This is a genomic window from Xanthomonas sp. DAR33341 (assembly GCF_003992815.1).
In the GTDB taxonomy this organism is placed as follows: Bacteria; Pseudomonadota; Gammaproteobacteria; order Xanthomonadales; family Xanthomonadaceae; genus Xanthomonas; species Xanthomonas cissicola.
On record NZ_QEYV01000030.1, the window covers coordinates 60,458 to 84,189 of the forward strand.

26 protein-coding genes are annotated in these 23,732 nt (G+C 64.6%); 5 read left to right on the forward strand and 21 right to left on the reverse strand.

Annotated features, from left to right (window positions below):
- Window positions 1-102: 102 nt before the first annotated feature.
- The 12 genes from EO156_RS14930 to EO156_RS14985 form a co-directional block, all read right to left on the reverse strand.
- Window positions 103-618 (reverse strand): DUF2271 domain-containing protein, encoded by a 516-nt coding sequence (locus EO156_RS14930; protein ID WP_003487781.1) that lies wholly within the window; start codon window positions 616-618, stop codon window positions 103-105.
- 20 nt (window positions 619-638) lie between these two features.
- On the reverse strand, window positions 639-1,280 hold the full coding sequence (locus EO156_RS14935; protein ID WP_003487779.1) for a PepSY-associated TM helix domain-containing protein: 642 nt from the start codon (window positions 1,278-1,280) through the stop codon (window positions 639-641).
- A gap of 7 nt (window positions 1,281-1,287) precedes the next feature.
- A complete protein-coding gene (locus EO156_RS14940) occupies window positions 1,288-2,046 on the reverse strand; it encodes a tetratricopeptide repeat protein (RefSeq protein ID WP_003487777.1) in 759 nt (252 codons plus the stop codon).
- Window positions 2,039-2,725, reverse strand: coding sequence for a Fe2+-dependent dioxygenase (locus tag EO156_RS14945; protein WP_016851102.1), 687 nt, complete (start codon window positions 2,723-2,725; stop codon window positions 2,039-2,041). Before EO156_RS14945 ends, EO156_RS14940 begins: the two co-directional genes overlap by 8 nt.
- A 47-nt stretch (window positions 2,726-2,772) precedes the next feature.
- On the reverse strand, window positions 2,773-5,091 hold the full coding sequence (locus EO156_RS14950; protein ID WP_015463444.1) for a TonB-dependent siderophore receptor: 2,319 nt from the start codon (window positions 5,089-5,091) through the stop codon (window positions 2,773-2,775).
- A 343-nt stretch (window positions 5,092-5,434) separates the two neighbouring features.
- Window positions 5,435-5,764, reverse strand: a complete 330-nt coding sequence (locus EO156_RS14955; protein WP_003487771.1) for a non-heme iron oxygenase ferredoxin subunit — start codon at window positions 5,762-5,764, stop codon at window positions 5,435-5,437.
- The gene (locus EO156_RS14960; protein WP_003487768.1) at window positions 5,761-6,300 is read right to left on the reverse strand and encodes a GNAT family N-acetyltransferase; all 540 of its coding nucleotides are present in this window, start codon (window positions 6,298-6,300) and stop codon (window positions 5,761-5,763) included. The genes EO156_RS14955 and EO156_RS14960 overlap by 4 nt, the downstream gene beginning before the upstream one ends.
- A gap of 134 nt (window positions 6,301-6,434) precedes the next feature.
- On the reverse strand, window positions 6,435-7,679 hold the full coding sequence (locus EO156_RS14965; RefSeq protein WP_003487766.1) for a cysteine desulfurase: 1,245 nt from the start codon (window positions 7,677-7,679) through the stop codon (window positions 6,435-6,437).
- On the reverse strand, window positions 7,676-8,938 hold the full coding sequence (gene sufD, locus EO156_RS14970) for a Fe-S cluster assembly protein SufD (protein WP_016851101.1): 1,263 nt from the start codon (window positions 8,936-8,938) through the stop codon (window positions 7,676-7,678). The genes EO156_RS14965 and sufD overlap by 4 nt, the downstream gene beginning before the upstream one ends.
- Entirely contained in the window at window positions 8,938-9,702 is a 765-nt protein-coding gene (gene sufC, locus EO156_RS14975; protein ID WP_003487762.1) for a Fe-S cluster assembly ATPase SufC, read from the reverse strand. The genes sufD and sufC overlap by 1 nt, the downstream gene beginning before the upstream one ends.
- 162 nt (window positions 9,703-9,864) lie before the next feature.
- Window positions 9,865-11,322 (reverse strand): Fe-S cluster assembly protein SufB, encoded by a 1,458-nt coding sequence (gene sufB / locus EO156_RS14980; RefSeq protein WP_003487760.1) that lies wholly within the window; start codon window positions 11,320-11,322, stop codon window positions 9,865-9,867.
- 15 nt (window positions 11,323-11,337) lie between these two features.
- The gene (locus EO156_RS14985; RefSeq protein ID WP_003487759.1) at window positions 11,338-11,796 is read right to left on the reverse strand and encodes an SUF system Fe-S cluster assembly regulator; all 459 of its coding nucleotides are present in this window, start codon (window positions 11,794-11,796) and stop codon (window positions 11,338-11,340) included.
- A gap of 172 nt (window positions 11,797-11,968) precedes the next feature.
- On the opposite strand from EO156_RS14985, the gene EO156_RS14990 reads away from it, so the two are divergent.
- Window positions 11,969-12,436 carry an SET domain-containing protein-lysine N-methyltransferase gene (locus tag EO156_RS14990; protein WP_003487757.1) on the forward strand — a complete coding sequence of 156 codons (468 nt, stop codon included), beginning with the start codon at window positions 11,969-11,971 and terminating at the stop codon, window positions 12,434-12,436.
- Window positions 12,437-12,540: 104 nt separating this feature from the next.
- On the forward strand, window positions 12,541-13,083 hold the full coding sequence (locus tag EO156_RS14995; protein WP_026007221.1) for a type 1 glutamine amidotransferase domain-containing protein: 543 nt from the start codon (window positions 12,541-12,543) through the stop codon (window positions 13,081-13,083).
- 112 nt (window positions 13,084-13,195) lie between these two features.
- On the opposite strand, the gene EO156_RS15000 is transcribed toward EO156_RS14995, so the two are convergent.
- From EO156_RS15000 to EO156_RS15030, 7 genes are all read right to left on the reverse strand, one after another.
- Window positions 13,196-13,792, reverse strand: a complete 597-nt coding sequence (locus EO156_RS15000; protein ID WP_005919194.1) for a DUF1439 domain-containing protein — start codon at window positions 13,790-13,792, stop codon at window positions 13,196-13,198.
- Between the two features lie 55 nt (window positions 13,793-13,847).
- On the reverse strand, window positions 13,848-14,390 hold the full coding sequence (locus EO156_RS24615; RefSeq protein ID WP_033482761.1) for a hypothetical protein: 543 nt from the start codon (window positions 14,388-14,390) through the stop codon (window positions 13,848-13,850).
- A gap of 56 nt (window positions 14,391-14,446) precedes the next feature.
- On the reverse strand, window positions 14,447-14,788 hold the full coding sequence (locus EO156_RS15010) for a DUF3861 family protein (RefSeq protein WP_003489901.1): 342 nt from the start codon (window positions 14,786-14,788) through the stop codon (window positions 14,447-14,449).
- 57 nt (window positions 14,789-14,845) lie between these two features.
- Window positions 14,846-15,487, reverse strand: coding sequence for a M23 family metallopeptidase (locus tag EO156_RS15015; RefSeq protein WP_016851098.1), 642 nt, complete (start codon window positions 15,485-15,487; stop codon window positions 14,846-14,848).
- A gap of 106 nt (window positions 15,488-15,593) precedes the next feature.
- On the reverse strand, window positions 15,594-16,019 hold the full coding sequence (locus tag EO156_RS15020) for an HU family DNA-binding protein (protein WP_003489904.1): 426 nt from the start codon (window positions 16,017-16,019) through the stop codon (window positions 15,594-15,596).
- A 559-nt stretch (window positions 16,020-16,578) separates the two neighbouring features.
- Window positions 16,579-17,433 carry a pyrroline-5-carboxylate reductase gene (proC, locus tag EO156_RS15025; protein WP_011051928.1) on the reverse strand — a complete coding sequence of 285 codons (855 nt, stop codon included), beginning with the start codon at window positions 17,431-17,433 and terminating at the stop codon, window positions 16,579-16,581.
- Window positions 17,434-17,476: 43 nt separating this feature from the next.
- Window positions 17,477-18,169: a YggS family pyridoxal phosphate-dependent enzyme gene (locus EO156_RS15030; protein WP_016851097.1), complete on the reverse strand. Its 693-nt coding sequence runs from the start codon at window positions 18,167-18,169 to the stop codon at window positions 17,477-17,479.
- Window positions 18,170-18,580: 411 nt separating this feature from the next.
- Between EO156_RS15030 and EO156_RS15035 the strand changes: the two genes are divergently transcribed.
- The 3 genes from EO156_RS15035 to EO156_RS15045 all read left to right on the forward strand — a co-directional run bounded on the left by EO156_RS15035 (window position 18,581) and on the right by EO156_RS15045 (window position 22,034).
- Window positions 18,581-19,618, forward strand: coding sequence for a type IV pilus twitching motility protein PilT (locus tag EO156_RS15035; RefSeq protein ID WP_003489919.1), 1,038 nt, complete (start codon window positions 18,581-18,583; stop codon window positions 19,616-19,618).
- A 122-nt stretch (window positions 19,619-19,740) separates the two neighbouring features.
- On the forward strand, window positions 19,741-20,871 hold the full coding sequence (locus tag EO156_RS15040) for a PilT/PilU family type 4a pilus ATPase (RefSeq protein ID WP_003489921.1): 1,131 nt from the start codon (window positions 19,741-19,743) through the stop codon (window positions 20,869-20,871).
- Between the two features lie 488 nt (window positions 20,872-21,359).
- Window positions 21,360-22,034 (forward strand): YitT family protein, encoded by a 675-nt coding sequence (locus EO156_RS15045; RefSeq protein ID WP_016851096.1) that lies wholly within the window; start codon window positions 21,360-21,362, stop codon window positions 22,032-22,034.
- 174 nt (window positions 22,035-22,208) lie between these two features.
- Here EO156_RS15045 and EO156_RS15050 read toward each other — a convergent pair whose 3' ends face one another.
- Window positions 22,209-23,135 carry a DUF72 domain-containing protein gene (locus EO156_RS15050; RefSeq protein WP_016851095.1) on the reverse strand — a complete coding sequence of 309 codons (927 nt, stop codon included), beginning with the start codon at window positions 23,133-23,135 and terminating at the stop codon, window positions 22,209-22,211.
- A 7-nt stretch (window positions 23,136-23,142) separates the two neighbouring features.
- Window positions 23,143-23,715: a DNA-3-methyladenine glycosylase I gene (locus EO156_RS15055; protein ID WP_016851094.1), complete on the reverse strand. Its 573-nt coding sequence runs from the start codon at window positions 23,713-23,715 to the stop codon at window positions 23,143-23,145.
- Window positions 23,716-23,732 lie beyond the last annotated feature (17 nt).

Consider the following 23,732-nt stretch of genomic DNA (forward strand, 5'->3'; position numbering starts at 1 on the left):
AACGATGGGTCTTGAGCGACAGACCTTGGTTCAATGCCCAGGGCGCACCTTGCACGACGACGCAAGGCGCGGTGCACGGCGCTGCGAACGCCAACGCAGCAGTCAGGGCTTTGCAACCAGGCTGATCGCACCGAGCTCGCTGCTGCCGCTGGCTTTGGCTGTCTGCGCGGACGTCGCCGGCCAGGTGAAAGGCAGCTTGACCAGTTCGCGGCCGCCAACTTCGCGTGCGGCTTCCACCACCAGCGTGTATTGCCCCGACGGCAGCGACTTCAATGCGCCCTTGCTATCGGAGAACGACAGCGCATGCGCGCCGGCCGGCCGGGTGGGGCCGGTGACGCCATCGACCGGCACGCTCAGGGTGCGGCCGCTCTTGCGCCACCACTGGCGCAGATCCGGCAGCCATTTGGTGCCGTGGCCTTCGGCGGTGTCCCTGGATTGATACCAGACCGCCAGATTGGCGGCGACCTTCTGATCTGCGCCTTCCAGCCAGACCGCAACATACGGGCGGTGGTACTCGGCGACGTTGAGCTTGGGGATTTCGACGTTGATGTCGAGTGTGGCGGCATACGCCGGCATGGCGAGCAGGCCGCTCAGGGCGATGGTCAGGGTGGCGCGCATGATCGTCTCCGGTAGAAAAGTCAGTGGATCAACAGCAGGGCAAGCAACAGCGGAATCAGCAGGCCAAGACCGACCAGCGGCCAGGTCATGCGCCGCTGCCGTGCATGCAGGTGGAGAAGGAACAGGCCGGTAATGCAGAACACCAGGCAGGCGATCGCAAAGACATCGATAAACCAGCCCCAGGCCGGCCCGGCGTTGCGGCCCTTATGCAGATCGTTGAGATAGGCGACCCAGCCGCGCGCAGTGCGTTCGTATTCGATCGCGCCGGTGCGGCGGTCCAGGCTCAGCCAGGCATCGCCGCCGGGGCGTGGCAGCGCGACATACACCTCGTCCGCCGACCATTCGCCGTTGCGCGTGCCGATGCTGATATCGAGCTCGCGCCCCAGCCATTGCGCCACGCGCGGCGGCAGCGGTGCATTACCGTCCTGACGCCGGCCCAGCGTCTGCAGCAGCGCGGGCGGCAGCGTCAGCGTGCGTTGTTCGGTCGATGGGCTGGCTTCGATGCGCGCGGCGTGATTCAAGGTCAGCCCGGTGACGGTGAACAACAGCATGCCGATCAGGCACAGCGCCGAGCTGATCCAGTGCCACTGATGCAGCATGCGCAGCCAGAAGCCGCGGCGCTGCTGCGCGCTGGCGAGGTGAGCGTGGTCTGTGGTCGACATGCTGCGCTCAGGCCACGTCTGCGGGGACGCAAGGCTGCAGTTGCCGCTGCCGTGCAGCCACCTCGTGCAGCAAGGCGCGCAGGCGCGGATGGCGCGCGCCGGCCAGCAGTGGTGCGAGCTGTTGCAAAAAGCCGGCGTGGCCACCTGCGATGGCGCGGCGCATCCATGTCTCGGCCTGATCCAGCTCGTCGCTGTCGGCAAGCAGGGTGGCGTAGCCGGCCTGGCCGCGGAAATCGCCCGCTTCGGCAGAGCGGCGGTACCACACGCATGCGGCCAGAGGGTCTGCAGCGCAGGCCAGGCCCTGGTCGAGATAGCGCGCCAGGAAGTTCATCGACTTGGCATGTCCGGCTTCGGCCGCGCGGTGGTACAGCGCCAATGCCTGCGCGTGGTCCTGCGCCACGCCGCGCCCGGAGGCGTACATGTGCGCCAGGTTGTACATGCCCCATGCCAGGCCATGTTCGGCGGCGCGGCGATACCACAGCACGGCCAGCACCGCGTTGATGGCGGTTCCGAACCCGAGCTCATGGCAGCGGCCCAGCTGGTTCATCGCCTCCGCACACCCTGCGTTGGCGGCCACTTCGTACCACAGCATCGCTGCAGCCGGATCTGCGGCAATGCCGCGTCCTTCGGCGTACATCTGCGCGAGCAGTAATTGTGCGCCTACGTCATGGTTCGCAGCGGCTTTGTGCAAGCGCGCACGTGCCTGTTCCGGCTGCGTGCGCAGCAACGCGCTCAGCTGCGCGATGTCCAGCGCCGGCTCAGACATCGGCCCATTGCCGCAGCAGGTTGTGATACACGCCGGTGAGCTGGATCAATGAGGGATGCCCGGGCGTGTCCTGGGTGAGGCGGCGGATCGAGACATCCAGCTCGAACAACAGGCGGCGCTGCGCAGCGTCGCGCAGCATGCTTTGTGCCCAGAAAAAGCACGCCACGCGCGCGCCACGTGTGACCGGCATGACCCTGTGCAGACTCGTGCCCGGATAGATCACCAGATGCCCGGCCGGCAGCTTGACCGACTGCGTGCCGTAGGTGTCTTCGATGACCAGCTCGCCACCGTCGTAGCTGTCCGGGTCGCTGAGAAACAGCGTGGCGGAGACATCGGTGCGCACCGCTTCGGCGCCGCCACGACTGCGGTCGTACCGCACCGCGTTGTCCACGTGATAGCCGAACGACTGCCCGCCGCTGTAGCGATTGAACAGTGGCGGATAGATCCTGCGCGGCAACACTGCCGAAAAGAACGTGCTGCTGCGTGCGAGTGCCTCCAGCACCAGCGCGCCGGCCTCGCGTGCAACGGCGCTGTCTTCGGGCAACTGCGCGTTGTCCTTGGCCTGTGCCGACTGGTGACCGGCGGTGATGCGACCGTCTGCCCAGTCGGCCACGTCCAGCTGCGCGCGCAGCTGGCTGAGTTGCGCGGGGCTGAGCACATCGTGGATGGGCAACAACATGCAGTGGTCTCCACGTCGCCGCGCAGCGCGCACGGCGTGCCTGAGGGTTAGAAGCTGAAGGTGGCGTTCAACACTGCCGAGCGGCCGTCACCCGGCAACGCCCAACCGCTGCCCGCCGTGACGGTTCCTGCGGCGTTGACGGTGAGGTTGTTGCGGATGCTGGTGTAGTACTCCTTGTCGAACAGGTTGTTGACGTTCAACTGCAGGCTGAGCCACGCATTGACGCGCAGGCCGACCATGGCGCGATGCACCCAATAGGCGTCGGTCTTGCGGTAGACCGCGGTCGAGGTGTTGTTCGGATAGAAGCTGCCCTGATAGTTGACGCCGTAGCCGAAGGTCCATTGGTTGAGCTGGTAGGTGGTCCAGAGATTGCCTGCGTTACGCGGTGTCTGCACCAGTTCGCGCCCGGCGATGGGGTCGCCTGTCAGGCTGGCGGTGCGATTGGACACGCTCTGCAGCACTTCGCTGTCCAGGAAGGTGTAGTTGGCGAAGATGGACCAGCGCTCGGTCAGGTAGCCGGCCGCGCCCAGCGCAATGCCGTCCACACGTGCCTTGCCGTCCAGTACCTGCTCGGGGACCAGCGGGTCGCCGCTGTTGACCTTGTAGTTCTCGCGTTCGTTGCGGAACACCGCGGCGGTCAACGCCAGGCGCTCGTCTAACACATCCCACTTGCCGCCCAGTTCGAGATTGACCGCGGTTTCCGGTTCGACATTGCAGTTGGCACCCACGGTGGAGGTGGCAATCGGCGTGCACGAGCCGTTGACCGAGGCCTTCGATGGCGTCTTCGCATTTGCATAGGACAGATACAGGCTGGCGTTGTCGACCGGCTTGAACACCAGTCCGGCGCGATAGGAAAACAGATCGTCCTTGCTGCCGGCCGGGAAGCCTGCGGCCACGCCGGTGATGCCGCCGGTGGCGTTGACGGTATAGGTGGTGGTGTCGCCTTCGTTGTGCTCGTAGCGGCCGCCCAGGTTGAGCATCCATTGCTCGTTGAACTGCAGCGTGTCGAACAGGTACACCGCCTGGTTGGTCAGGCTGCCCTTGCTGCGGCCGGTGCGGAAATAGTGCTGCGGGCCGGTCCAGATGTTGTACGGGTTGTCGAACGACTGCAGCGGATAGGTGATGCCGGTAGTGGAGCCGTCGGCGTTGCGGAAGAGCGAACCGCTATCGAGTTCGAAGTCTTCCTTGCTGAAGGCGACGCCGGCGACCACGCGATGTTCGATTGCACCGGTGTGCAGCGTGGCGGTCAGATCGGTTTGGCTATGTGCGATGAAGTTTTCGGTGTCGCGCACCAGTCCGCGTGGCCCGCTGTTGGGGTTCCAGGTCGACGGCGGCTGGCCCACGCACGCGCGGCCGGTGTAGGCGTTGGTGTTGTTGGGCAGGCACCAGGTGCCCTCAGGTGCGGTGGCGGTGGTGCTCTGATCCACGCGCTGCAAGCGCGCCAGGCTGCGCAGTTTGACGTTGTCGTCGAAGTCCATTTCCAGCACGCCGGTGAGCATGTCCACGTCGATCTCCTGACGCGACACATTGCGATAGCCGTAATAGGTTTCGCGGTCCACGCCCGGCAACGGGCCATCGTTGAACGGGCTGAGCGCGAACGGCACGCCGTATTGCGGCAGGTTGTTGTCGTGCTGGTGCAAGTAGCTCAGCGTAAAGCGCGTGTCCGAACCCAGGCCGAAGGCCACCGACGGCGCAACGCCCCAACGGTGACGGAATTCTTCGTCGCGGCCCGGCACGTCCTGGGTGTGGCCCATCGCATTCAAGCGCACGGCGGTGCCGTTTTCGAAGTCGTAATTGCTATCGGCCGTGAGGCGGCCGTAACGGTCGCTGCCGCCGCCGATCATGACGTTGGTGAAGTTGCCCTGGCCGGCGCTCTTGGTGACCAGGTTGATGTTGCCGCCCACCGAGCCTGCGCCGGACATCGCAGAGTTGGCACCGTTGATGAGCTCGACGGATTCGAGGTTGAAGGTGTCGCTGCGGCTGTACTGCGCGCTGTCGCGCACGCCGTCGGTGGTGATGTCGCTGCTGGCAGTGAAGCCGCGCAGGTTGATGCTGTCGCCGTAGCCGCCACCGCCTTCGCCCGCGCCGAAGGTGATGCCGGGTAGGGTGCTGAGCACATCGCGCAGCGACAGCAGATTCTGCTGGTCCATGGTCTGCTTGGTGACCACGGTGATTGTCTGCGGCGTGTCGCGCAGGGCTTCTGTGTACTTGGGCGAAGACGGCTTCTGCGCACGTTCCTGCTGCACCCGGATCGCATCCAGATCCACCGCCCCTGGGGGCGCCGACACATCGTCGGGCTGGGCGAAAGCGGGAGCGGACAGCGTCAGCAACACGGCCGAAGCGAGCGGGGAAATGCTAGGGGTCATGAAAAGTCTCAAGGAGGATGCGAGGCTCCCACCTGGCGATGGCTTGGCGGATGCGGGATGGAATGCGTGGGTGCTGCGCCGGCTAACCCGAAGCGCTGCGCCGACAGTCGCCCGAGCCAGGCAAGCCGAGGCGCTGCGCAAGGGCGCGCAGGCGAGGCGAACGAGCGGGGCAGGCGTCGAGCAGAGCTGGGTGCATGGGATCGCAGGCAGGCCAGTTGTTAAGAAGGCTTTAAGGATGCGATCTTAAATGCAAATCATTCTTCTTTGCAATATCTGCCAGTCGGTGGCAGACGCTGCGATGTGTGGCGCCGTGCAGCGGCACCGTCGCTGCAACGCGCCCGCTTCAACGATCGTCGCGGGTCCAGATGCCGTCGTGTTCACGCTTGACCGGGAACTTGGGCACGGCCGTATAGGCAGGCGCGCACAGAGGGCGGCCGTCGCGGATATCGAAGCGCGCGCTATGCAACTGACATTCGATGGTGCCGGCTACCGGATCGAAGCTGCCAGGCGACAGCTCGTAGTCTTCGTGGCTGCAGCGGTCTTCCAGCGCGTACAAGGCGCCATCGAGGTTGAACACCACGATCGGCGTATCGGTGACCTCGTCCCAGACGGTCTGCATTTCACCGGGCAGCAGCGCATCGCTGGCACAGACAAAGGTCCAGGTGTCGCTCACGGGGTTGGCCCGTTCAACTGCTTTTCCAGCACTTCAAAACGCAGATCCTGGCGCAGCGGAATGCCGAAGCGCTCGTCGCCATACGGGAAGGGTTTGACGATGCCGGTGCGACGATACCCGCGCCGTTCGTAGAAGGCGATGAGTTCATCGCGCACATCGATGACGGTCATGCGTAGCACCGGCAGCTGCCATTGGCGATGTACAAGGCGCTCGGCTTCGGCCAACAGCGTCTTGCCGAGCCCGCTGCCCTGCAACGAAGGATCCACCGCAAACATCCCGAAGTACCCGGCGCCGTGGTCATCGGCAATATGCGCACAGGCCACCAGACGCTCATCCTGTTCGACCACCAGCACCAGGCTGCGTTCGCGCAGGATATCGTCGCGCAGCACGGCCGGATCGATACGCGCACCCTCGAGAATATCTGCCTCGGTGGTCCAGCCCACGCGGCTGCTGTCGCCGCGATAGGCCGAAGTCACCAGCAGGACGAGGGCGTCGATGTCAGCGACGGTAGCGGTGCGGAAAGTGGTGGTCTGCATGGAGACAGTTTAATCGGGAATGGGGAATGCGGAATGGGGGAAGCGCTGCGCTGCTCGATGAGCCGTGTTCCATACATCGCATGTCACCGGCGTTCGGGAGAACCGCTCTTTCGATTCTCCATTCCCGATTCCCATCAGCCCAACAGTCGACGCACCTTCACCAACGCGGCGACGAAGCGCTCGATTTCGTCGTGCGTGTTGTAGAACGCCAGTGACGCGCGGCAGGTGGCGGCGACACCGTAGTACTGCAGCAGCGGATGCGCGCAGTGTTGGCCAGAGCGCACCGCGACGCCTTCCAGGTCGAGCAGGGTGGCCAGATCGTGCGCGTGCGCACCGTCGATCAGGAACGACACCACCGCGGCCTTGTCGGGCGTGGTGCCGAAGATGCGCAGGCCATCGATGCGTTGCAGTTCTTCGGTGAAGTGGGCGAGCAGTTCGGCTTCGCGTGCTTCCACGTGCGCCAGGCCGATCGATTCCAGGTAATCCACTGCCGCACCCAGGCCGACGAAACCGGCGATGTTGGGCGTGCCGGCTTCGAACTTATGCGGCGCATCGTTGAAGACGGTGTTCTCGAAGCTGACTTCCTTGATCATCTCGCCGCCGCCAAGAAACGGCGGCATCGCCTGCAGATGCTCGCGACGTGCCCACAGTGCGCCGGTGCCGGTGGGGCCGCACATCTTGTGCCCGGTGATGGCGTAGAAATCGCAGCCGATGCTGGCCACGTCGATGCGCCGATGCGGTGCCGCCTGCGAGCCGTCCACCATGGTGACGATGCCGCGCTTACGCGCTTCGCGGCAGATCTCGCGTACCGGGTTGACCGTGCCCAGCACGTTGGACACGTGGGTGATCGCCAGCAGTTTGACGTCAGGTGTCATCGCCTTGCGCAAGCCATCCAGATCCAACGCGCCATCGGGCGTGATTTCGGCCACGCGGATGGTGGCGCCGGTACGCTGGGCCACCAGCTGCCACGGCACGATGTTGGCATGGTGCTCCATGCGCGAAATCAGGATCACATCGCCGGCGCCCAGCCGCGGCAATGCCCACGAATACGCCACCAGATTGATCGCGAAGGTGGTGCCGCTGCACAGCACCAGCTCATCGGCGCGGACGTTGAGAAAACGCGCCAGTTTGTTGCGCGCTCCCTCGAACGCGTCGGTCGCCTCGCTGCCGAGCGCATGCACGGCACGGCTTACGTTGGCGTTCTGGCGGCGGTAGAACTCGTCGGTGGCGGCAATCACCTGCAGCGGCTTCTGGCCGGTGTTCGCGTTGTCGAAATAGATCAGCGGCTTGCCATGCACCTGCCGCATCAGCAGCGGGAAATCCAGGCGCACGCGGTCCCAGTCGGGCGTTGCGCTGGGCGGAACGGCGGACACGTTCATGCCACGCCCGCCGAATTCAATGCACGGTCCAGTTGCAGCGCCAGCACGGCGCTCAAGGCGGGCGGCAGCACGCGCAAGGGTTCGTGACAGAACGCGGCACTCAGCAGGCGTTGCGCCTGTTCCTGCGGCAAGCCGCGCGAGCGCAGGTAGAACAAGGCGTTGTCGTCGAGCTGGCCCACCGTGGCGCCATGCGCGGCTTGTACCTCGTCGGCATCGATCACCAGCACCGGCTGGGTGTCGATTTCGGCATTGGACGACAGCAGCAGATTCTTGTTGGACAGTCGTGCATCGGTGCCGTCGGCGCCTGCGCGGATGCGGATGCCACCATGGAAGACCACGCGGCTGCGGTCCGCGCCCACACCGCGCCATACCAGTTCGCAGGCGGTGTCGCGCGCGATGTGCTCGATGCCCAGCCGCGTGTCCACATGCCGGCGGCCGTTGCCGAGCAGCACGCCATTGGCGGTGAGCTGGGCGTTGTTGCCTTCCAGGCGCACGTTGAACTCGTGCCGCGACAGGCCGGCACCCAGCTCCAGGTCCACGCGCTGGTAGCGCGCGTCGCGCGCCAGCACCGCGTCGGTGCGCAGCAGCGACGTCGCATGTGCGCTGCCGGCCTGCACGCGCGCGTGCGACAGCGCTGCGCCCTGTGCCAGATGCACGTGCATCACGCTGTTCTCCAGATGGGCGGCGTCGCCGACATGCAGGTGATGCTCGATTACCTGCAGCGCAGCGCCGGCACGCAATTCGATCAGATGGCGGTGATGCCACGACAGATCCTGCTCGCCGGCCACGCCGACGAACACCAAATGCAGTGGCAGCTCGATCCGCGCGCCGGCATGCACGCGCACCAGCACGCCTTCGTCGGCAAGCGCGGCATTCAGGCGCGCAAAGACCTCGTCGCTGCCGTCGAAGCGGCGGCCCAGTAACTGCTGCGCCTGGTCGCTTGCGGCCAACGATGCAGACAGCGTGTCCAACTGCACGCCTTCCGGCAACGTGGACAGATCGCTGAGCGCTTCGGACGGGCGGCCATTGACCAAGACCAGGCGCGGCGATGGGATATCGTCCAGCGCGGCCGCATCCACCAGCGTCGGGACCAACGGGGCGGGCTGAAAGCTGCGCCGTTCCAGCTGCCGCAACGAGGTGTATTTCCAGGCCTCGGCACGTGGGCCGGGCAGGCCGGTCTGCAGGGCGGCATCGAGCTCGGCGCGGCGTGCATCACTGCCGCTGAACCCGCGCGCCAGGGAGTCAAGCAGGGCACTCATCAGGCGGCAACCTCGGGCACGACGCGGTCTTTCAGGAAGTGATAACCGTGCTTTTCCAGTTCCAGCGCCAGTTCCGGGCCGCCGCTCTGTACGATACGGCCCTCGGCCAGCACATGCACCACGTCCGGCTTGATGTAGTCGAGCAAGCGCTGATAGTGGGTGATGACCAGGAACGACCGCTCGGGCGAACGCAGCGCGTTGACGCCGTCGGCCACGCTCTTGAGCGCATCGATATCCAGGCCGGAATCGGTCTCGTCCAGAATGGCGAGCTTGGGCTCGAGCACGGCCAGCTGGAAGATCTCGTTGCGCTTCTTTTCCCCGCCAGAGAACCCTTCGTTGACGCCGCGATGCAGCAGCTCGTCCTTCAGATGCAGCACGGCCAGCTTCTGCCGCACCAGCTTGAGGAACTGCATCGAATCCAGCTCGTCTTCGCCACGCGCCTTGCGCTGCGCGTTCAGCGCGGCGCGCAGGAAATAGGTGTTGTTGACGCCGGGAATTTCCACCGGGTACTGAAAGGCCAGGAACAAGCCAGCGGCGGCGCGTTCTTCCGGCGGCAGGTCGAGAAGATCCTTGCCGTCGAACTGCACGCTGCCTGCGCTGACCTCATAGCCGTCTCGACCGGCCAGTACATTGCCCAGCGTGGACTTACCCGCGCCATTGGGACCCATGATGGCGTGCACCTGGCCGGGCTGGATGTCCAGCGACAGGCCCTTGAGGATGTCTTTGCCGGCGATGCTGGCGTGGAGGTTGTTGATTGTGAGCATGGGATTTTCCATCAGATTCTTTTAGCCCCTCTCCTACCGGGAGAGGGGTTGGAGTGAGGGTCGGCGCGAAGCGTCTCCTAAGATTTGGGTGCGCGAGGCTTCGCTCGTACCCTCATCCGGCGCTGCGCGCCACCTTCTCCCGGAGGGAGAAGGGTCGACGCGTCAGCCGACCGAGCCTTCCAGCGAGACTTCCAGCAGCTTCTTGGCTTCCACTGCGAACTCCATCGGCAGTTCGCGGAACACCTGCTTGCAGAAGCCGTCGACGATCAACGACACCGCATCTTCCTGGCTGATGCCACGCGCGCGGCAATAGAAGAGCTGGTCGTCGCTGATCTTGGAGGTGGTGGCCTCGTGTTCGACGGTGGCGCCCGGGTTCTTCACCTCGATATAGGGAAAGGTGTGAGCGCCGCACTGTTTGCCGATCAACAGCGAATCGCATTGCGTGTAGTTGCGTGCACCATCGGCATTGCGGTCCACCTTGACCTGGCCGCGATAGGTATTTTGGCCACGCCCGGCGCTGATGCCCTTGCTGACGATCTTGCTCTTGGTGCGCTTGCCGATGTGGATCATCTTGGTGCCGGTGTCGGCCTGCTGACGATGGTGGGTCAGCGCGACCGAATGGAATTCGCCCACCGAATCGTCGCCAATCAGCACGCACGACGGGTACTTCCAGGTGATCGCAGAGCCGGTTTCGACCTGGGTCCAGGTCACCTTGCTACGCGCGCCACGGCATTCGGCACGCTTGGTGACGAAGTTGTAGATGCCGCCGCGGCCTTCCTCATCGCCCGGGTACCAGTTCTGCACGGTCGAGTACTTGATTTCTGCATCTTCCAGCGTCACCAGCTCGACGACCGCCGCATGCAGCTGGTTCTCGTCGCGCATGGGCGCCGTGCAGCCTTCCAGATAGGAGACGTAGGCCTTGTCTTCGCACACGATCAAGGTGCGCTCGAACTGGCCTGTATGGCCGGCATTGATGCGGAAATAAGTGCTCAATTCCATCGGGCAACGCACGCCCTTGGGGATGAACACGAAACTGCCGTCGGAGAACACGGCCGAGTTGAGTGCAGCGAAATAGTTGTCGCCCACCGGCACCACGCTGCCCAGGTACTGCCTGACGATCTCCGGGTGTTCCTTGATGGCCTCGGACATCGAACAGAAGATCACGCCTTTTTCGGCCAGTTCCTTGCGGAAGGTGGTGCCGACCGAGACCGAATCGAACACTGCATCGACGGCGACGCCGGCCAGCTTGGCGCGCTCGTGCAACGGCACGCCCAGCTTGTCGTAGGTGTCCAGCAATTCCTTGGGCACCTCGTCCAGCGAGGCGTATTTCGGGCCCTTGGGCGCGGAGTAATAGCTCAGCGCCTGGAAGTCGATCGGCGAGATCTGCAGTTTCGCCCACTCCGGCATCGGCATCTTCAGCCAATGGCGATAGGCCTCAAGACGCCAGTCGGTCATCCATTGCGGCTCGTCTTTCTTGGCCGACAACGCGCGGATGACGTCTTCGTCCAGGCCGGGCGGGAGCGAGTCCGATTCGATTTCGGTGATGAAGCCGGCGTCGTAACGTCGACCCAACCGTTCGAGGATCTGCGCGTTCTGTGGAGGAGCAAGTTCGGTGGCCATTGGGCTGCCTACAGGTCAGGTGGTCGCGACGCGTGCGGCGATGGAACGCCGACGGGTGTCGCCAGGGAGAGAAAGGGGCTGCAACATCTGCGCAAGCGTGACGCGACGCAAGGCATCGCCGACCACGTCGTTGATCAGGCGCCAGTTCGAACGCACGCCACAGCGCTGCGCGATACCGCATTGGCTGTGGTCCTGGCTGCATTCGGTGATCGCCAACGGACCTTCCATCGCTTCGACGATCTCCACCAGGGTGATGTCGCTGGCGGCGCGCGCAAGTCGGTAGCCGCCGTGCACGCCGCGCAAACCTTCAACCAGGCCTGCCTGCGACAACGGCTTGAGAATCTTGCTGACAGTCGGCGCTTCCAGACCGGCCTGTTCGGCCAGCTCGCTTGCGCTGAGCACCTGATCGCAGCGTGCCGCCAGGACGGTCAGCACGACGGTGGCGTAATCGGTGAGTTTGGTGACGCGCAACATGGGGAAGACGAAATCCGAAAGCGGACCGAAATTGTACTCTTTCCAGTAAGGCAGGGCCAACGGCGCGGTTCAGCCGCCGGCAAGCGTGGCCCGTTGCGGTCCACGCTGCGCTTGTGCTTGGCGCATTGGCGCGCTGCGGTCACAATGAGCGGCCCCATCACTGGACCCCTACATGTCGCGCAAAGTTGCCGCCCGCAAGTCTCGTATCCACGGCAATGGCATGTTCGCCCTCGCCCCGCTACGCAAGGGCGAGCGCATCATTCAGTACAAGGGGCGGCTGCGCACGCATGCCGAAGTGGATGCCGACGACACCGGCGACGTGGAGAGCGGGCATACCTTCTTGTTTACGCTCAGCGACGACTACGTGCTGGATGCCAACTACGAAGGCAATGTCGCGCGCTGGATCAACCATAGCTGCGATCCCAATTGCGAAGCGGTGATCGAAGAAGCCGAGGGCGACGACCGCCGCAAGGACAAGATCTTCATCGAGGCCAAGCGCGACATCAAACCCGGCGAAGAGCTCACCTATAACTACGGCATCACCCTTGCCGAGCGTCACACGCCACGCCTGAAGAAAATTTGGGAATGCCGCTGCGGCTCGAAGAATTGCACCGGAACGATGCTGCAGCCCAAGCGTTGAGCATGAAGGTGGCGTCAGGCGCTGACGCCACGCACACATCGGTTCACAGGTGCGCAACGGCGCGCTTTCTAGGTTTGGGCTTCTTTTTTAAGAGGAGCCTCCGCATGTCTTATTCGCTTACAGGCAAGACGGTTGCCGTGCTGGCCACCGATGGCTTCGAGCAATCCGAACTGACCGAGCCCAAGCGCCTGCTGGAAAGTTGGGGTGCCAAGGTCGAGGTGATCGCGCCAGGCGACAGCGCACAGATTCGCGCCTGGAATCACACAGATTGGGGCGATTCGGTAGCGGTCGATCGGCAGTTGGAACAGGCAACAGCCGAATCCTACGACGCACTGGTATTGCCTGGCGGGGTGCTCAATCCCGATACGCTGCGCACCGATAAGCAGGCAATCGCGTTCATTCGCGCGTTTTCGACCGCACAAAAACCGGTGGCGGCGATCTGCCATGGGCCGTGGCTGTTGCTCGAAAGCGACTTGGTCCGCGACCGCGAGGTCACCTCATGGCCGTCGGTCAAGACGGACCTGATCAATGCCGGCGCGCGCTGGCAGGATGCCGAAGTGGTGGCCGATGGCCAGCTGATTACCAGCCGCAAACCGGACGACATTCCTGCATTCGCCGCGGCAGTGGCCAAGGCCTTGGCTGCATAGGCTCTTCACTGGCCAGTGTCAGCTCGAAACAAGAAGGCCCGGCGCAGGTGCGTCGGGCCTTTCCATCTGGAGTGGTGCGTGGGTCGCGCCATCGACGCCAACCCAGGCGGGCCTACTTCCCGGACAGCGCTGCTGCGGGCACCATCTGCTCGATGTTCTGGTTGAAGTTGACCGCCACCCGCCCGTTCTGGATGCCGACCGATTCCACCTGCACCGCACCCATCACGGACGCAATCGCCGGATCGATTCGGTAGATCGGTTCCTTGCGCGCGTAGTCGGCCAGCCAGGTATTGAGCAGCTGCCGCGTGCTGTGGTCGAGCTTTGCGCCCGCGTGGGCGGGGCGGAAGTCGTCGATGCTGGGTTGGTCGAGATAGAAGCCCTGCTTGGCCACGTCGTAGCGCAGTGCGCTCGTCAAGGTCACATTGCCGACCGGTGCAGGAGCGCCGCCCGCGGTCGCCACGGCAAGATCGAACGCCATCTTGAGCCGATCGCCTGGCGGCAACGATAGCGCCGGGTTGCTGACCGTCATTGCGATCAGCCCACCCAGCGTGTCGTGTGTCTGCGGGAAGCGGCCACCCAGATACTGCTGCAGGTCGCTGGCCTGCACGCTGATCTGTTTTCCCTGGATCTGCGGTGCGGCCCAGGCGCTGGTGATGGGCATTGCCAAGGCGAGGGCGAGCATGGATCCGGCAAGCGAACGCAGTTTCATCGGGTGACTCCGGCAACAGGTGACATCACCTTAGTCGGCGCCGGTGAACCACGGGTTAGCGCAACACCGGTCGCAGCGTGGCCGAATAGATTTCCCAGCCATCGCTACCGGCGCGGGGTTGCAGCCGGTATGCGCCCACCAGGCGTTGCGTGCCGGTGGTGGTGCGTACCGTCAATTGCACCGGCACTTCGATACGCTGTGGCGGCTGCGCCTGATCCAGCGCAATGGGCGGGTCGTTGTTGATGCGTATCGATTGGATGTTGGCGATGGCACGCAAGGCAGCGTCGTCCGGCACCGGGGCAGGGCGGCCGCCGGTCCATAAGGCATCGGCCTGCGCGCGCGCCGCTCCCGGCAACGCGCCGAGGTAACGTTGAACGGTGGCGCTTGCTTGGGCGTAGCTGGCCAGCGCAAGAGCATCGGTGGGATCGGATGCAGGGGCAGGTGCTGCGGTCGTGGTGCCGGCAGTGCCCTTATCGAGCGGGCGCGATGCGCTCGCAGCATGCGTCGCCGGCGCGTCGTTTGCCTGCGGATCGCCAGTGCGATGACAGCTGCAACCAGAAAGTGCGGCTGCGACAACGAGCATTCCCATCCAGCGCATGGCGCGTCCCCATCCCCGAGGTGCGCAGTGTAGCGGGTACGTGCGGCGATGCGTCTTCAGGCGCCGGTGGCGGGGTGCACGCGCTGCAGGCGTTCCAGCAGCAGCTGCAGTTTGGGACGCAATGCGTCCAGTGCATCGCTGGGCTGGGCGCGTGGGCGGGCCGCCAGGTCTTCCAGCAATTGCGAGCCTACGGTCAGTGCCGCGCATTCGTCGCTGCTCAGATCGCGGCGCAGGTGTAGTTCTTCGAGCAGCCGCATCCAGTCGGCGCGCGAACGTTGTTCGAATTCGATGGTGCAACGGTCGTCACAAGGGCGGCCGTCGTTTTCGATAGGCGTGACCGTGATGCGATAGCGTTTGCGGGACATATGGGTCGCGTCGTTCTGGGCTGTGCTCACCATAGGCGCAGGACGCAACCGTCTCGATAGGGTGGCCCATGACGCAGTGTTCCAACGTGCTCAGTTTGCTGGCTGTGCGGCGGATTTGCGCAGAAGCGGCAGCGGATCGTACGCACCGTTGCGTCCATAGACACCATAGTGCAGGTGTGGCGGCGTGCCGCGCGCATTGCCGGTGGTGCCGACCTTGCCAAGCAGGGTGCCGGGCTCGACCACATCGCCTACTGCTAGGCCGGCAGCCCAGTCGTCAAGATGCGCGTAGTAATGCCGTTCCATCGCCGGACCCAGGAGCCAGACCTGTTTTCCGCCCAGGCCCTGGTCGCGGATGGCGCTGACCACGCCGCGCGTTGCCGCCACCACCGATGTACCGCGTGGCGCGAAGATATCCACGCCCGCGTGCGTGCGGTCGCGGCCACGGGGTGCGCCAAAGGTGTCGGCAATCTGTCGCGCACGCACGCCTTCCACCGGCACATGCAACTGCGCAGGCGGCGGCATTTGCGACAGCTCCCAGCTGGTACGGAGCTGATGGGGGATCGGCAGCTGCCAGGCCCAGCGCGCGGCCACCGCCAGCACGCACAACAGTGCAATGGAGACAACAGTGCTGCGCAGCCGACGCGCGCGGCTAGGTGTGGAGACTCGGTGTGGTGGCGATGGCGGGGTGTTCGACGGACCGGTCACAGGCACCTGCAGATGGCGAATCAGCATGCAGGGTAGGGCAGTGCCGATGAGCGGTATGTGCTGCACATCGCGGCGCGATGGCAAAAAAAAGACGGCCCGAGGGCCGTCTTCGTGACACCGGAGACGTGCTGGATTAGAGCGCCGCGTCCTTCAACCTCTTCATCATGCGGGACTTGAGCTTGGTGGTCGCCGGCTTGGCGGCGAAGATCTGCTCTTCCTTGGTGAACGGGTTGATGCCCTTGCGCTTCGGCTTGGCCGGCACGTGCACGGTGGTCAGCTTGAGCATGCCCGGGATGGTGAAGGTGCCGACGCCCTTCTTGCTCAGCGAGGCGTGTGCGGTGGCTTCCAGCGACGCCAGCACGGCGCGGACGTCCTTCGGAGCCAACTGGGTGCTTTCGGCAATGTGCGCGACCAGGCCGGTCTTGCTCAGTGCTTCCTTGATCGGCTTGGGCGCAGCGGACTTGGCAGCAGCGGCCTTGGCCGGCTTTGCGGTCTTGGTCGCGGCGACCTTTTTCACTGCCTTCTTGGGGGCAGCCTTCTTAGCGGCGGTTTTTGCCATGAGTGATGTGTTCCGTATTCGTTGGTGGTGTTGGGTCTGCCGACCCAGTCGGCAACGCGAAATGTAGGGCAACTGCTGCGCGTCGCCAATAGGTAAACGATGAAACAGCACGAAAAAAGCATCTTTCGACGGGGATTCGTTCACCAGCGGCAGAAAAAACGTACAAAACGCATCGGCTTGCCCGCGCCATGCGCACGTTCGCTGCAGGTCTGACGCATAGCAGCAGATCGTTTGCGCGGGCAACGGCCGCACCGCGCATCCGTGGGGGCGACGCAACGAGCCGATAAGGTCAACCTTTTCGGGGATGCATGGAACAGAACCACGCGCCGTCGAGATGGCTGCCATCGATTGCAAACGTGGGCGCACGCTCCATGTACGGGAATGGAGCGGTTTCGGGGCGGTATGCAGCCTTTGGCTTTGTATTGCCCTGCATCCACCTTGCGGTGATCAAGGCGCGGGCGCGGCGGTTTGCGCAGACGTTCGAATCGTTTTCGTCTTGCCATGCGCGCCGCGCGAAGGGGCTGCGCGATGCGCGACATGCAGACCCGCCGCGTTTCAATCAGTCGTTGGCGGCCGATAAACTGCGGCCGCGTTCGGTCGCTGCGGCAATGGCCTGGGCGGTGAGGGCCTCAAAGCCGCCGGCCTGGAACGTCTCGATGGCGGCATGGGTCGTGCCGTTGGGCGAGGTCACGCGGCGACGCAGGACCTCCGGTGCTTCGCCCGATTCGGTGAGCATGCGTGCGGCGCCGAGCAGCGTTTGCAGCACCAACGTACGCGCGGCTGCGGCGGGCAGGCCCTGCGCTTGCGCGGCAGCTTCCATCGCTTCGGCCAAGAGAAAGACATAGGCCGGTCCGCTGCCGGAGACGGCGGTCACCGCATCCATCTGCGCTTCGTCGTCGATCCAGACGGTGACGCCGGCGCTGTCCAGTAGTTGGGTCGCCTGTTGGCGTTGCGCTGCGGACACGCGCGCGTTGGCGTACAGCCCGGTGACACCGGCGCCGAGCAGGGCGGGGGTGTTGGGCATGGCACGAACCACGGCGATATCTCCGCCAGACCAGCGCTGCAGCTGCGTTGCGGTGATGCCGGCAGCGATGGAAACCAGCAGCGGTTGTTGGGCCTGCGCGAGATCGGCCAGTTGCGCGCACACCATTGGCAGGACCTGAGGCTTGACCGCCAAGACCCAGGTCGTCGTCGCGTCGACAGCGGCGCGCGCATCCTCGACCACCTGCACGCCGAAGTCGCGCGCCAAGGCTGCGCGCAGATCGGCCACCGGCTCGGCCACGCGGATGCTGGCAGCCGGCGTACCCTGCCGGATCAGCCCGGCGATCAAGCTACGCGCCATGTTGCCGCCGCCGACGAAGGCGATGGACGTCGTAGCGGAAGACGAGGGCGAGGACGAAGCCGGTGTGTTCATTGCAGCACCTTGGTAAGACGAGTCGATGTGGGAGGCGATGCGATCAGGCAGCGGCGTCCGGCGCCTGACCGCGCGCGCCGAACAACGCCGTGCCCACCCGCACCATGGTGGCGCCGGCCGCGATCGCTTCGGCGAAATCCGAGCTCATGCCCATCGACAAGGTGTCCACCTGCCGATGACGGGCTTGCAGCTGCTGGAACAGTGCCTGCATGCGCGAAAACGCAGCCTGGCGTCGTGCCTGATCCGGGAACGGGGCAGGGATCGCCATGAGTCCGCGTAGCTGCAAGCGTGGTTGTAGGGCGATCGCTTCGGCCAGGCTGTCGATCGCGTCGGGCGCGCATCCATGCTTGCTGTCCTCGTCGTCGATGTTGACCTGGATCAATACATTCAACGGTGCGCGGTCGTCCGGGCGGTGACGCGCCAGCAGCGGAATCAATTTGGCGCGGTCCACCGTCTGCACCCAATCGAAGCACTGGCTCGCCAGTTCGGCCTTGTTGGATTGCAGGTGGCCGATCAAATGCCATTCCAGGTCCAACGCACGCAACTGGGCGATCTTGGCGTCGGCTTCCTGCACGTAGTTTTCGCCAAAGGCGCGCTGGCCCTGCGCGGCCAGGGCGGCAACGGCGTCGGCCGGCTTGGTCTTGGAGACCGCCAACAGCCGCACGTCGGCACGCGCGTGTGCGACCGCTGCGGCGTGGATGGCATCGAGAATCTGCTGCAGCGACGAAGCCGGCACGTGGCATTCCGGAGAAGGCGGGAGCGCTATAGTGCCGCCCGCAGACGCTTCCATCCAGTTGGGGGCTGCCGGACGCCTGCATCGATGCGCCGGTGCTGCGCACATTTAAGAGGAGTGTCTGGAAGCAAGGTGGGCGACCGTCCCCAAGTCCGATTAAGGCCCGGGGCGACGGACTGGCAATGCGGCCCGCTACGCTCGGGCAAGCGCTGCGCTCGCCAGCAAGTCCTTGATGCCACCGCGCACCAGCCGTTCGGCCTTGGGCCGTTCCGCAGCCGGGCGCAGGCAACGGTTTCAGCCAGGCGCGTCGCACCCGACCTGAACCGGCGACAGGCCGCTTCCCGCCGGCAGCCAGAACGCTATACTGCCGGCCGGGGAGTACCTTCCAATCGCAGCCTAGGGGAAAAGCAGCGCATGGATATCGCTGAACTATTGGCGTTTTCTGTCAAGAACAAGGCATCGGACCTGCACCTGTCTGCAGGGCTGCCGCCGATGATCCGTGTCGATGGCGATGTCCGCCGCATCAATATTCCGGCGTTGGACCACAAACAGGTGCACGCGCTGGTGTACGACATCATGTCGGACAAGCAGCGGCGCGATTACGAGGAATTCCTCGAAGTCGACTTTTCGTTCGAAATTCCATCGCTGGCGCGTTTCCGCGTCAATGCGTTCAACCAGAACCGCGGCGCCGGTGCGGTGTTCCGTACCATTCCGTCCGAAGTGCTGACGCTGGAAGACCTTGGCTGCCCGCCGATCTTCCGTCAGCTGATCGATCAGCCACAGGGCCTGATCCTGGTGACCGGCCCGACCGGCTCGGGCAAGTCGACCACGCTGGCCGGCATGATCGACTACATCAACAAGAATGAGTACGGGCACATCCTCACCGTCGAGGACCCGATCGAATTCGTCCACACCTCGCAGAAGTGCCTGATCAACCAGCGCGAGGTGCACCGCGACACGCACGGCTTCAACGAAGCGCTGCGCTCGGCACTGCGCGAAGACCCGGACATCATCCTGGTCGGCGAATTGCGCGACCTGGAAACCATTCGCCTGGCGCTCACCGCTGCGGAAACCGGTCACTTGGTGTTCGGCACCCTGCACACCAGCTCGGCCGCCAAGACCATCGACCGCATCATCGACGTGTTCCCGGCCGGCGAAAAGCCGATGGTGCGCTCGATGCTGTCCGAATCGCTGCGCGCTGTGATTTCGCAGGCGCTGCTGAAGAAGGTCGGCGGCGGCCGTACCGCAGCATGGGAAATCATGGTCGGCACCCCGGCCATCCGCAACCTGATCCGCGAGGACAAGGTGGCGCAGATGTATTCCTCGATCCAGACCGGCCAGCAATACGGCATGCAGACGCTGGACCAGCATCTGCAGGACCTGGTCAAGCGCAGCCTGATCACGCGCAACCAGGCTCGCGAGTACGCCAAGGACAAGCGGATATTCGAGTGATACGGGAATAGCGAATCGGGAATGGGGAATCGCAAAGGCGCGTTCCCGTCACCGAGTCCGTTGCCCGGCTTCTCCAATTCCCGTTTCTCGATTCCCCATTCCCGGCTCCGAGGGAGCACCCCATGAGCACCATCGACTTCACCTCCTTCCTCAAGCTGATGGCGCATCAGAAGGCGTCGGACCTGTTCATCACCTCGGGGATGCCGCCGGCGATCAAGGTGCACGGCAAGATCAGCCCGATTACCCAGACCCCGCTGACCGCGCAGCAGAGTCGCGATCTGGTGTTGAACGTGATGACGCCGTCGCAGCGCGAGGAATTCGAAAAGACCCACGAGTGCAATTTCGCCATCGGCGTGTCCGGGGTCGGGCGTTTTCGTGTCAGCTGCTTCTACCAGCGTAATCAGGTGGGCATGGTGCTGCGCCGGATCGAAACGCGCATCCCCACCGTGGACGAACTGAGCCTGCCGCCGGTGATCAAGACGCTGTCGATGACCAAGCGCGGCATCATCATCTTCGTCGGCGCCACCGGGACCGGTAAGTCGACCTCGCTGGCGGCGATGATCGGCTACCGCAACCAGAACTCGACCGGGCACATCATCACCATCGAAGATCCGATCGAATTCGTGCACAAGCACGAGGGTTGCATCATCACCCAGCGCGAGGTCGGCATCGACACCGACAGCTGGGAGAACGCGCTGAAGAACACCCTGCGCCAGGCGCCGGACGTGATCATGATCGGCGAGGTGCGCACCCGCGAAGGCATGGACCATGCGATCGCATTCGCCGAAACCGGCCATCTGGTGCTGTGCACGCTGCACGCCAACAACGCCAACCAGGCGATGGACCGCATCATCAACTTCTTCCCCGAAGATCGCCGCAACCAGCTGTTGATGGACCTGTCGCTCAACCTCAAGGGCGTGGTCGCGCAGCAGCTGATTCCGACCCCGGACGGCCGCAGCCGTCGCGTGGCGATGGAAATCATGTTGGGCACGCCGCTGGTGCAGGACTACATACGCGACGGCGAGATCCACAAGCTCAAGGAGATCATGAAGGAGTCCACCAACCTGGGCATGCGCACCTTCGACCAGAGCCTGTTCGAGCTCTACCAGGCCGGCGAAATCAGTTACGAAGACGCGTTGCGCTACGCCGACTCGCAGAACGAGGTGCGCCTGCGCATCAAGCTCTCGCAGGGCGGCGATGCCAAGACCTTGTCGCAGGGCCTGGACGGCGTGGAAATTTCCGAAGTGCGCTGAGTGCTGCGCGCCTCGGTGCCCGCGTGCACGGGGTGCCAGTGCCGACGGGTAACAAGCGCGGGGATCGGACCAGCCAGAAGCTGAGCTGCTGCCGCCACGGTGACGCCGCCTGTCTGCGCGTTGCCGCCATTTCGTGCCCGGCGTGGCGGCCGGCGTTGCGCCAGGATCGCACCGCCGACGCGGTCCTGGCCGCCGCGTGGAGGGAGCGCCTGAGCGCGCCAAGGAAAACGACGGTCCGGCTCGAATCGTCCGCGCATCATCGAGGAGCTCGGCCATCCCTTACCGCGCCGCTCCGGCATGCCCGGCTGCTGCGGAGGAGGGCGGCGGTCGACGGCCGATCGAGGCGCCCCGGTCACGCACCGACCTGGCGAGGCCAGCCCGGTTTCAGATGTAACCGGGTGGGTCGATAGTGTCTAATACCGCACCCCACTGCAGTGCCCAAGCCCGTGAGCCTTCCCGATTCCGATCTGCGACCGGAGCAAGAACCCTTGCCCGACGATGGTGCCGTGGTCACCGCCGGCCCGCTCACTCCTCCGCCGGATTCGGCCGGGACTGCCGCCGACGACCACGCCTTCCATCATTCGGTGGCTGAGGATGCGCAAGGCATGGTGCTGGCGACTCTGGTCGCATCGCTCGGCCTGGCCATCTTCGCCAAGGGCGGGCTGATGATCGGCGGCATGGCCGGCGTGGCCTTCCTGTTGCACTACGCGCTGCACTGGAACTTCGGCCTGGTGTTCGTACTGGTCAATCTGCCGTTCTACTGGCTGAGCGTGCGCCGGATGGGGTGGGAGTTCACCCTGAAGACCTTCGCGGCAGTCGGCGCGTGCGGCGTGCTGACCAACCTGCTGCCGCGCTGGGCCGACTACGCGCACATGAGCACGGCCTTTTCGGCGATCGTCGGCGGGGCGCTGTCTGGCCTGGGTATCTTGTTCTTCATTCGCCACCGCGGCAGCCTGGGCGGCATCGGCATCCTGGCGGTGTACCTGCAGCGCGAGCGTGGCTGGAGCGCGGGCAAGGTGCAAATGAGCTTCGACGCGATGCTCATGCTGGTCGCCTTCTTCGTGCTGACCCCGGACAAGGTGCTGTATTCGGCCATTGGCGCCTTGATGCTGAGTCTGGTGCTGATGTTCAATCACCGCCCGCACCGGTATATGGGCGTGTGATGCGTGCCGAAGATCGCTCGCATGGCGCGTCCGGGAGCGGCCAACCATCCGTCGCGTGTAGCTGTCAGCGGGCGCGGCTGGCGCGCCCAGAACCGCAGCGTGCCAGCGATGCATGCCGCTTTCCGTGCGCCGGCAAGGCGCGCCTGGCGTTAGCACCGTCGTTTGTCAGCAGTTCTAGGTGTTTTCGCGTGCCGGGCAGTTGGTAGGCAACTGCAGCCGTTGCATCAAGCCGCGCGCATCGAACGGCGCATGCACCTTCATGTCGTTGTCGAAATAACAGTACACATCGCGCATTGCGCGTTTGCGGGCGCGTGCGCCGACGCGGGCTGCATCGTCCGGTTCGGCTCCGCCGGCCCACGCGGCGATGCGTGCTGCCCAGCGATCCAGTGCGGTGTCGCTGTAACCGCTGGCGTACAACTGCGCATCGCCATGCAGACGCACATAGACGAAATCTGCGCTGACGTCCTCCAGATACGGGAATTTCCCTGCGGTGTCGGCGACCACCACCGCGACATTGTGACGCCGCAGCAGCCGCATGCAGGCCGGATCGCAGAAGCTGTCGTGACGCACTTCCAATGCGTGACGGATCGGTCGCCGGCGATCGATCGCCAGCGCGCTGCGGCCCTGCATCAGCCCGGTGTCGCGTTTGCGCGCCCTCGCCAACGCGGCCTCGCTATCGCGCGGCAGGCTGCCGAGAAATGCGTCCAGTAGCTCGGCATCGAACTGTAGGGTCGGCGGTAGCTGCCACAGGATCGGACCCAGTTTGGCGCCCAGCCGCAACACCCCGGAAGCGAAGAAGTTGGCCAGCGCCTGCTCGCAATCGCGCAAGCGCTTCATATGGGTGATGAAGCGAGGACCCTTGACCGAAAAGACGAAATCCTCAGGCGTTTCGTCATGCCAGCGCTGGAAGCTTTCCGGGCGCTGCAGCGAATAGAAGGAGCCATTGATTTCCACGCTGGGAAAGCAGCCCGCGGCGTATTCGAGCTCGCGCCGTTGGGCCAGGCCGGCCGGGTAAAACGTGCCGCGCCAGCGTGCGTAACGCCAGCCGGAAATGCCGATGCAAATAGCCATAACCCCGAGCATTTCGCGTGCGGCGTGCAAAAGGTGTCTAGCCGCGCTGGACCGTGCGCGCCTTTGCCGGCTTCTGCGCCTGCAACCAGGGCGGCGCCAGTGCCCGGATCTGCGTAAACACCGGGCACTGGGCATGATGCGCGCCGGGCAGATAGCCCAGGCTCATCAGGAACTCGCCGGTGATTTCGCCGCCAGTGAAACGAAAGGTTTTCTTGAACAGCTTGACCCAGGCCGGTTTGTCGAGCGGGTGGTGGGCGTCCAGCCATTGCGCGAAGCCGCCATGCGTGGCGCGCAGCGTCCGGATGACGTGCGCGTTGTGGATTGCCGCCAGTACCTTGAGGCGATTGCGGATGATGCCGGCATCGCCCATCAACCTGCTGATGTCCTGGTCGCCATACGCAGCAACGGTGTCCACGTCGAAGCCGCCGTAAGCCTGCTGGAAATTGACGCGCTTGCGCAGGATGGTTTCCCAGCTCAGTCCGGCCTGGTTGATCTCCAGGACCAGCCGCTCGAACAACTCGCGTTCGTCGCGCTGCGGAAAGCCGTACTCGTGATCGTGGTAGTGGCCATGGACCGGATGGCCTGGGGCGATGCTGCAATAACCGCTCATGTGGATGCCTGTGGTTG

Coding starts and splice junctions, on each gene's coding strand:
- EO156_RS15000 (WP_005919194.1), bottom strand. CDS start 13,792: ATGAAACTGCGTTCGCTTGCCGGATCCATGCTCGCCCTCGCCTTGGCA.
- sufD (WP_016851101.1), bottom strand. CDS start 8,938: ATGAGTGCCCTGCTTGACTCCCTGGCGCGCGGGTTCAGCGGCAGTGAT.
- EO156_RS15010 (WP_003489901.1), bottom strand. CDS start 14,788: ATGGTGAGCACAGCCCAGAACGACGCGACCCATATGTCCCGCAAACGC.
- EO156_RS15035 (WP_003489919.1), top strand. CDS start 18,581: ATGGATATCGCTGAACTATTGGCGTTTTCTGTCAAGAACAAGGCATCG.
- EO156_RS14985 (WP_003487759.1), bottom strand. CDS start 11,796: ATGTTGCGCGTCACCAAACTCACCGATTACGCCACCGTCGTGCTGACC.
- sufB (WP_003487760.1), bottom strand. CDS start 11,322: ATGGCCACCGAACTTGCTCCTCCACAGAACGCGCAGATCCTCGAACGG.
- EO156_RS15055 (WP_016851094.1), bottom strand. CDS start 23,715: ATGAGCGGTTATTGCAGCATCGCCCCAGGCCATCCGGTCCATGGCCAC.
- EO156_RS14965 (WP_003487766.1), bottom strand. CDS start 7,679: ATGAACGTGTCCGCCGTTCCGCCCAGCGCAACGCCCGACTGGGACCGC.
- EO156_RS14945 (WP_016851102.1), bottom strand. CDS start 2,725: ATGTTGTTGCCCATCCACGATGTGCTCAGCCCCGCGCAACTCAGCCAG.
- EO156_RS14960 (WP_003487768.1), bottom strand. CDS start 6,300: ATGCAGACCACCACTTTCCGCACCGCTACCGTCGCTGACATCGACGCC.
- proC (WP_011051928.1), bottom strand. CDS start 17,433: ATGAACACACCGGCTTCGTCCTCGCCCTCGTCTTCCGCTACGACGTCC.
- EO156_RS14950 (WP_015463444.1), bottom strand. CDS start 5,091: ATGACCCCTAGCATTTCCCCGCTCGCTTCGGCCGTGTTGCTGACGCTG.
- EO156_RS24615 (WP_033482761.1), bottom strand. CDS start 14,390: ATGCGCTGGATGGGAATGCTCGTTGTCGCAGCCGCACTTTCTGGTTGC.
- EO156_RS14935 (WP_003487779.1), bottom strand. CDS start 1,280: ATGTCGACCACAGACCACGCTCACCTCGCCAGCGCGCAGCAGCGCCGC.
- EO156_RS15015 (WP_016851098.1), bottom strand. CDS start 15,487: ATGCTGATTCGCCATCTGCAGGTGCCTGTGACCGGTCCGTCGAACACC.
- EO156_RS14940 (WP_003487777.1), bottom strand. CDS start 2,046: ATGTCTGAGCCGGCGCTGGACATCGCGCAGCTGAGCGCGTTGCTGCGC.
- EO156_RS14990 (WP_003487757.1), top strand. CDS start 11,969: ATGTCGCGCAAAGTTGCCGCCCGCAAGTCTCGTATCCACGGCAATGGC.
- EO156_RS15020 (WP_003489904.1), bottom strand. CDS start 16,019: ATGGCAAAAACCGCCGCTAAGAAGGCTGCCCCCAAGAAGGCAGTGAAA.
- EO156_RS14995 (WP_026007221.1), top strand. CDS start 12,541: ATGTCTTATTCGCTTACAGGCAAGACGGTTGCCGTGCTGGCCACCGAT.
- EO156_RS14930 (WP_003487781.1), bottom strand. CDS start 618: ATGCGCGCCACCCTGACCATCGCCCTGAGCGGCCTGCTCGCCATGCCG.
- sufC (WP_003487762.1), bottom strand. CDS start 9,702: ATGCTCACAATCAACAACCTCCACGCCAGCATCGCCGGCAAAGACATC.
- EO156_RS15040 (WP_003489921.1), top strand. CDS start 19,741: ATGAGCACCATCGACTTCACCTCCTTCCTCAAGCTGATGGCGCATCAG.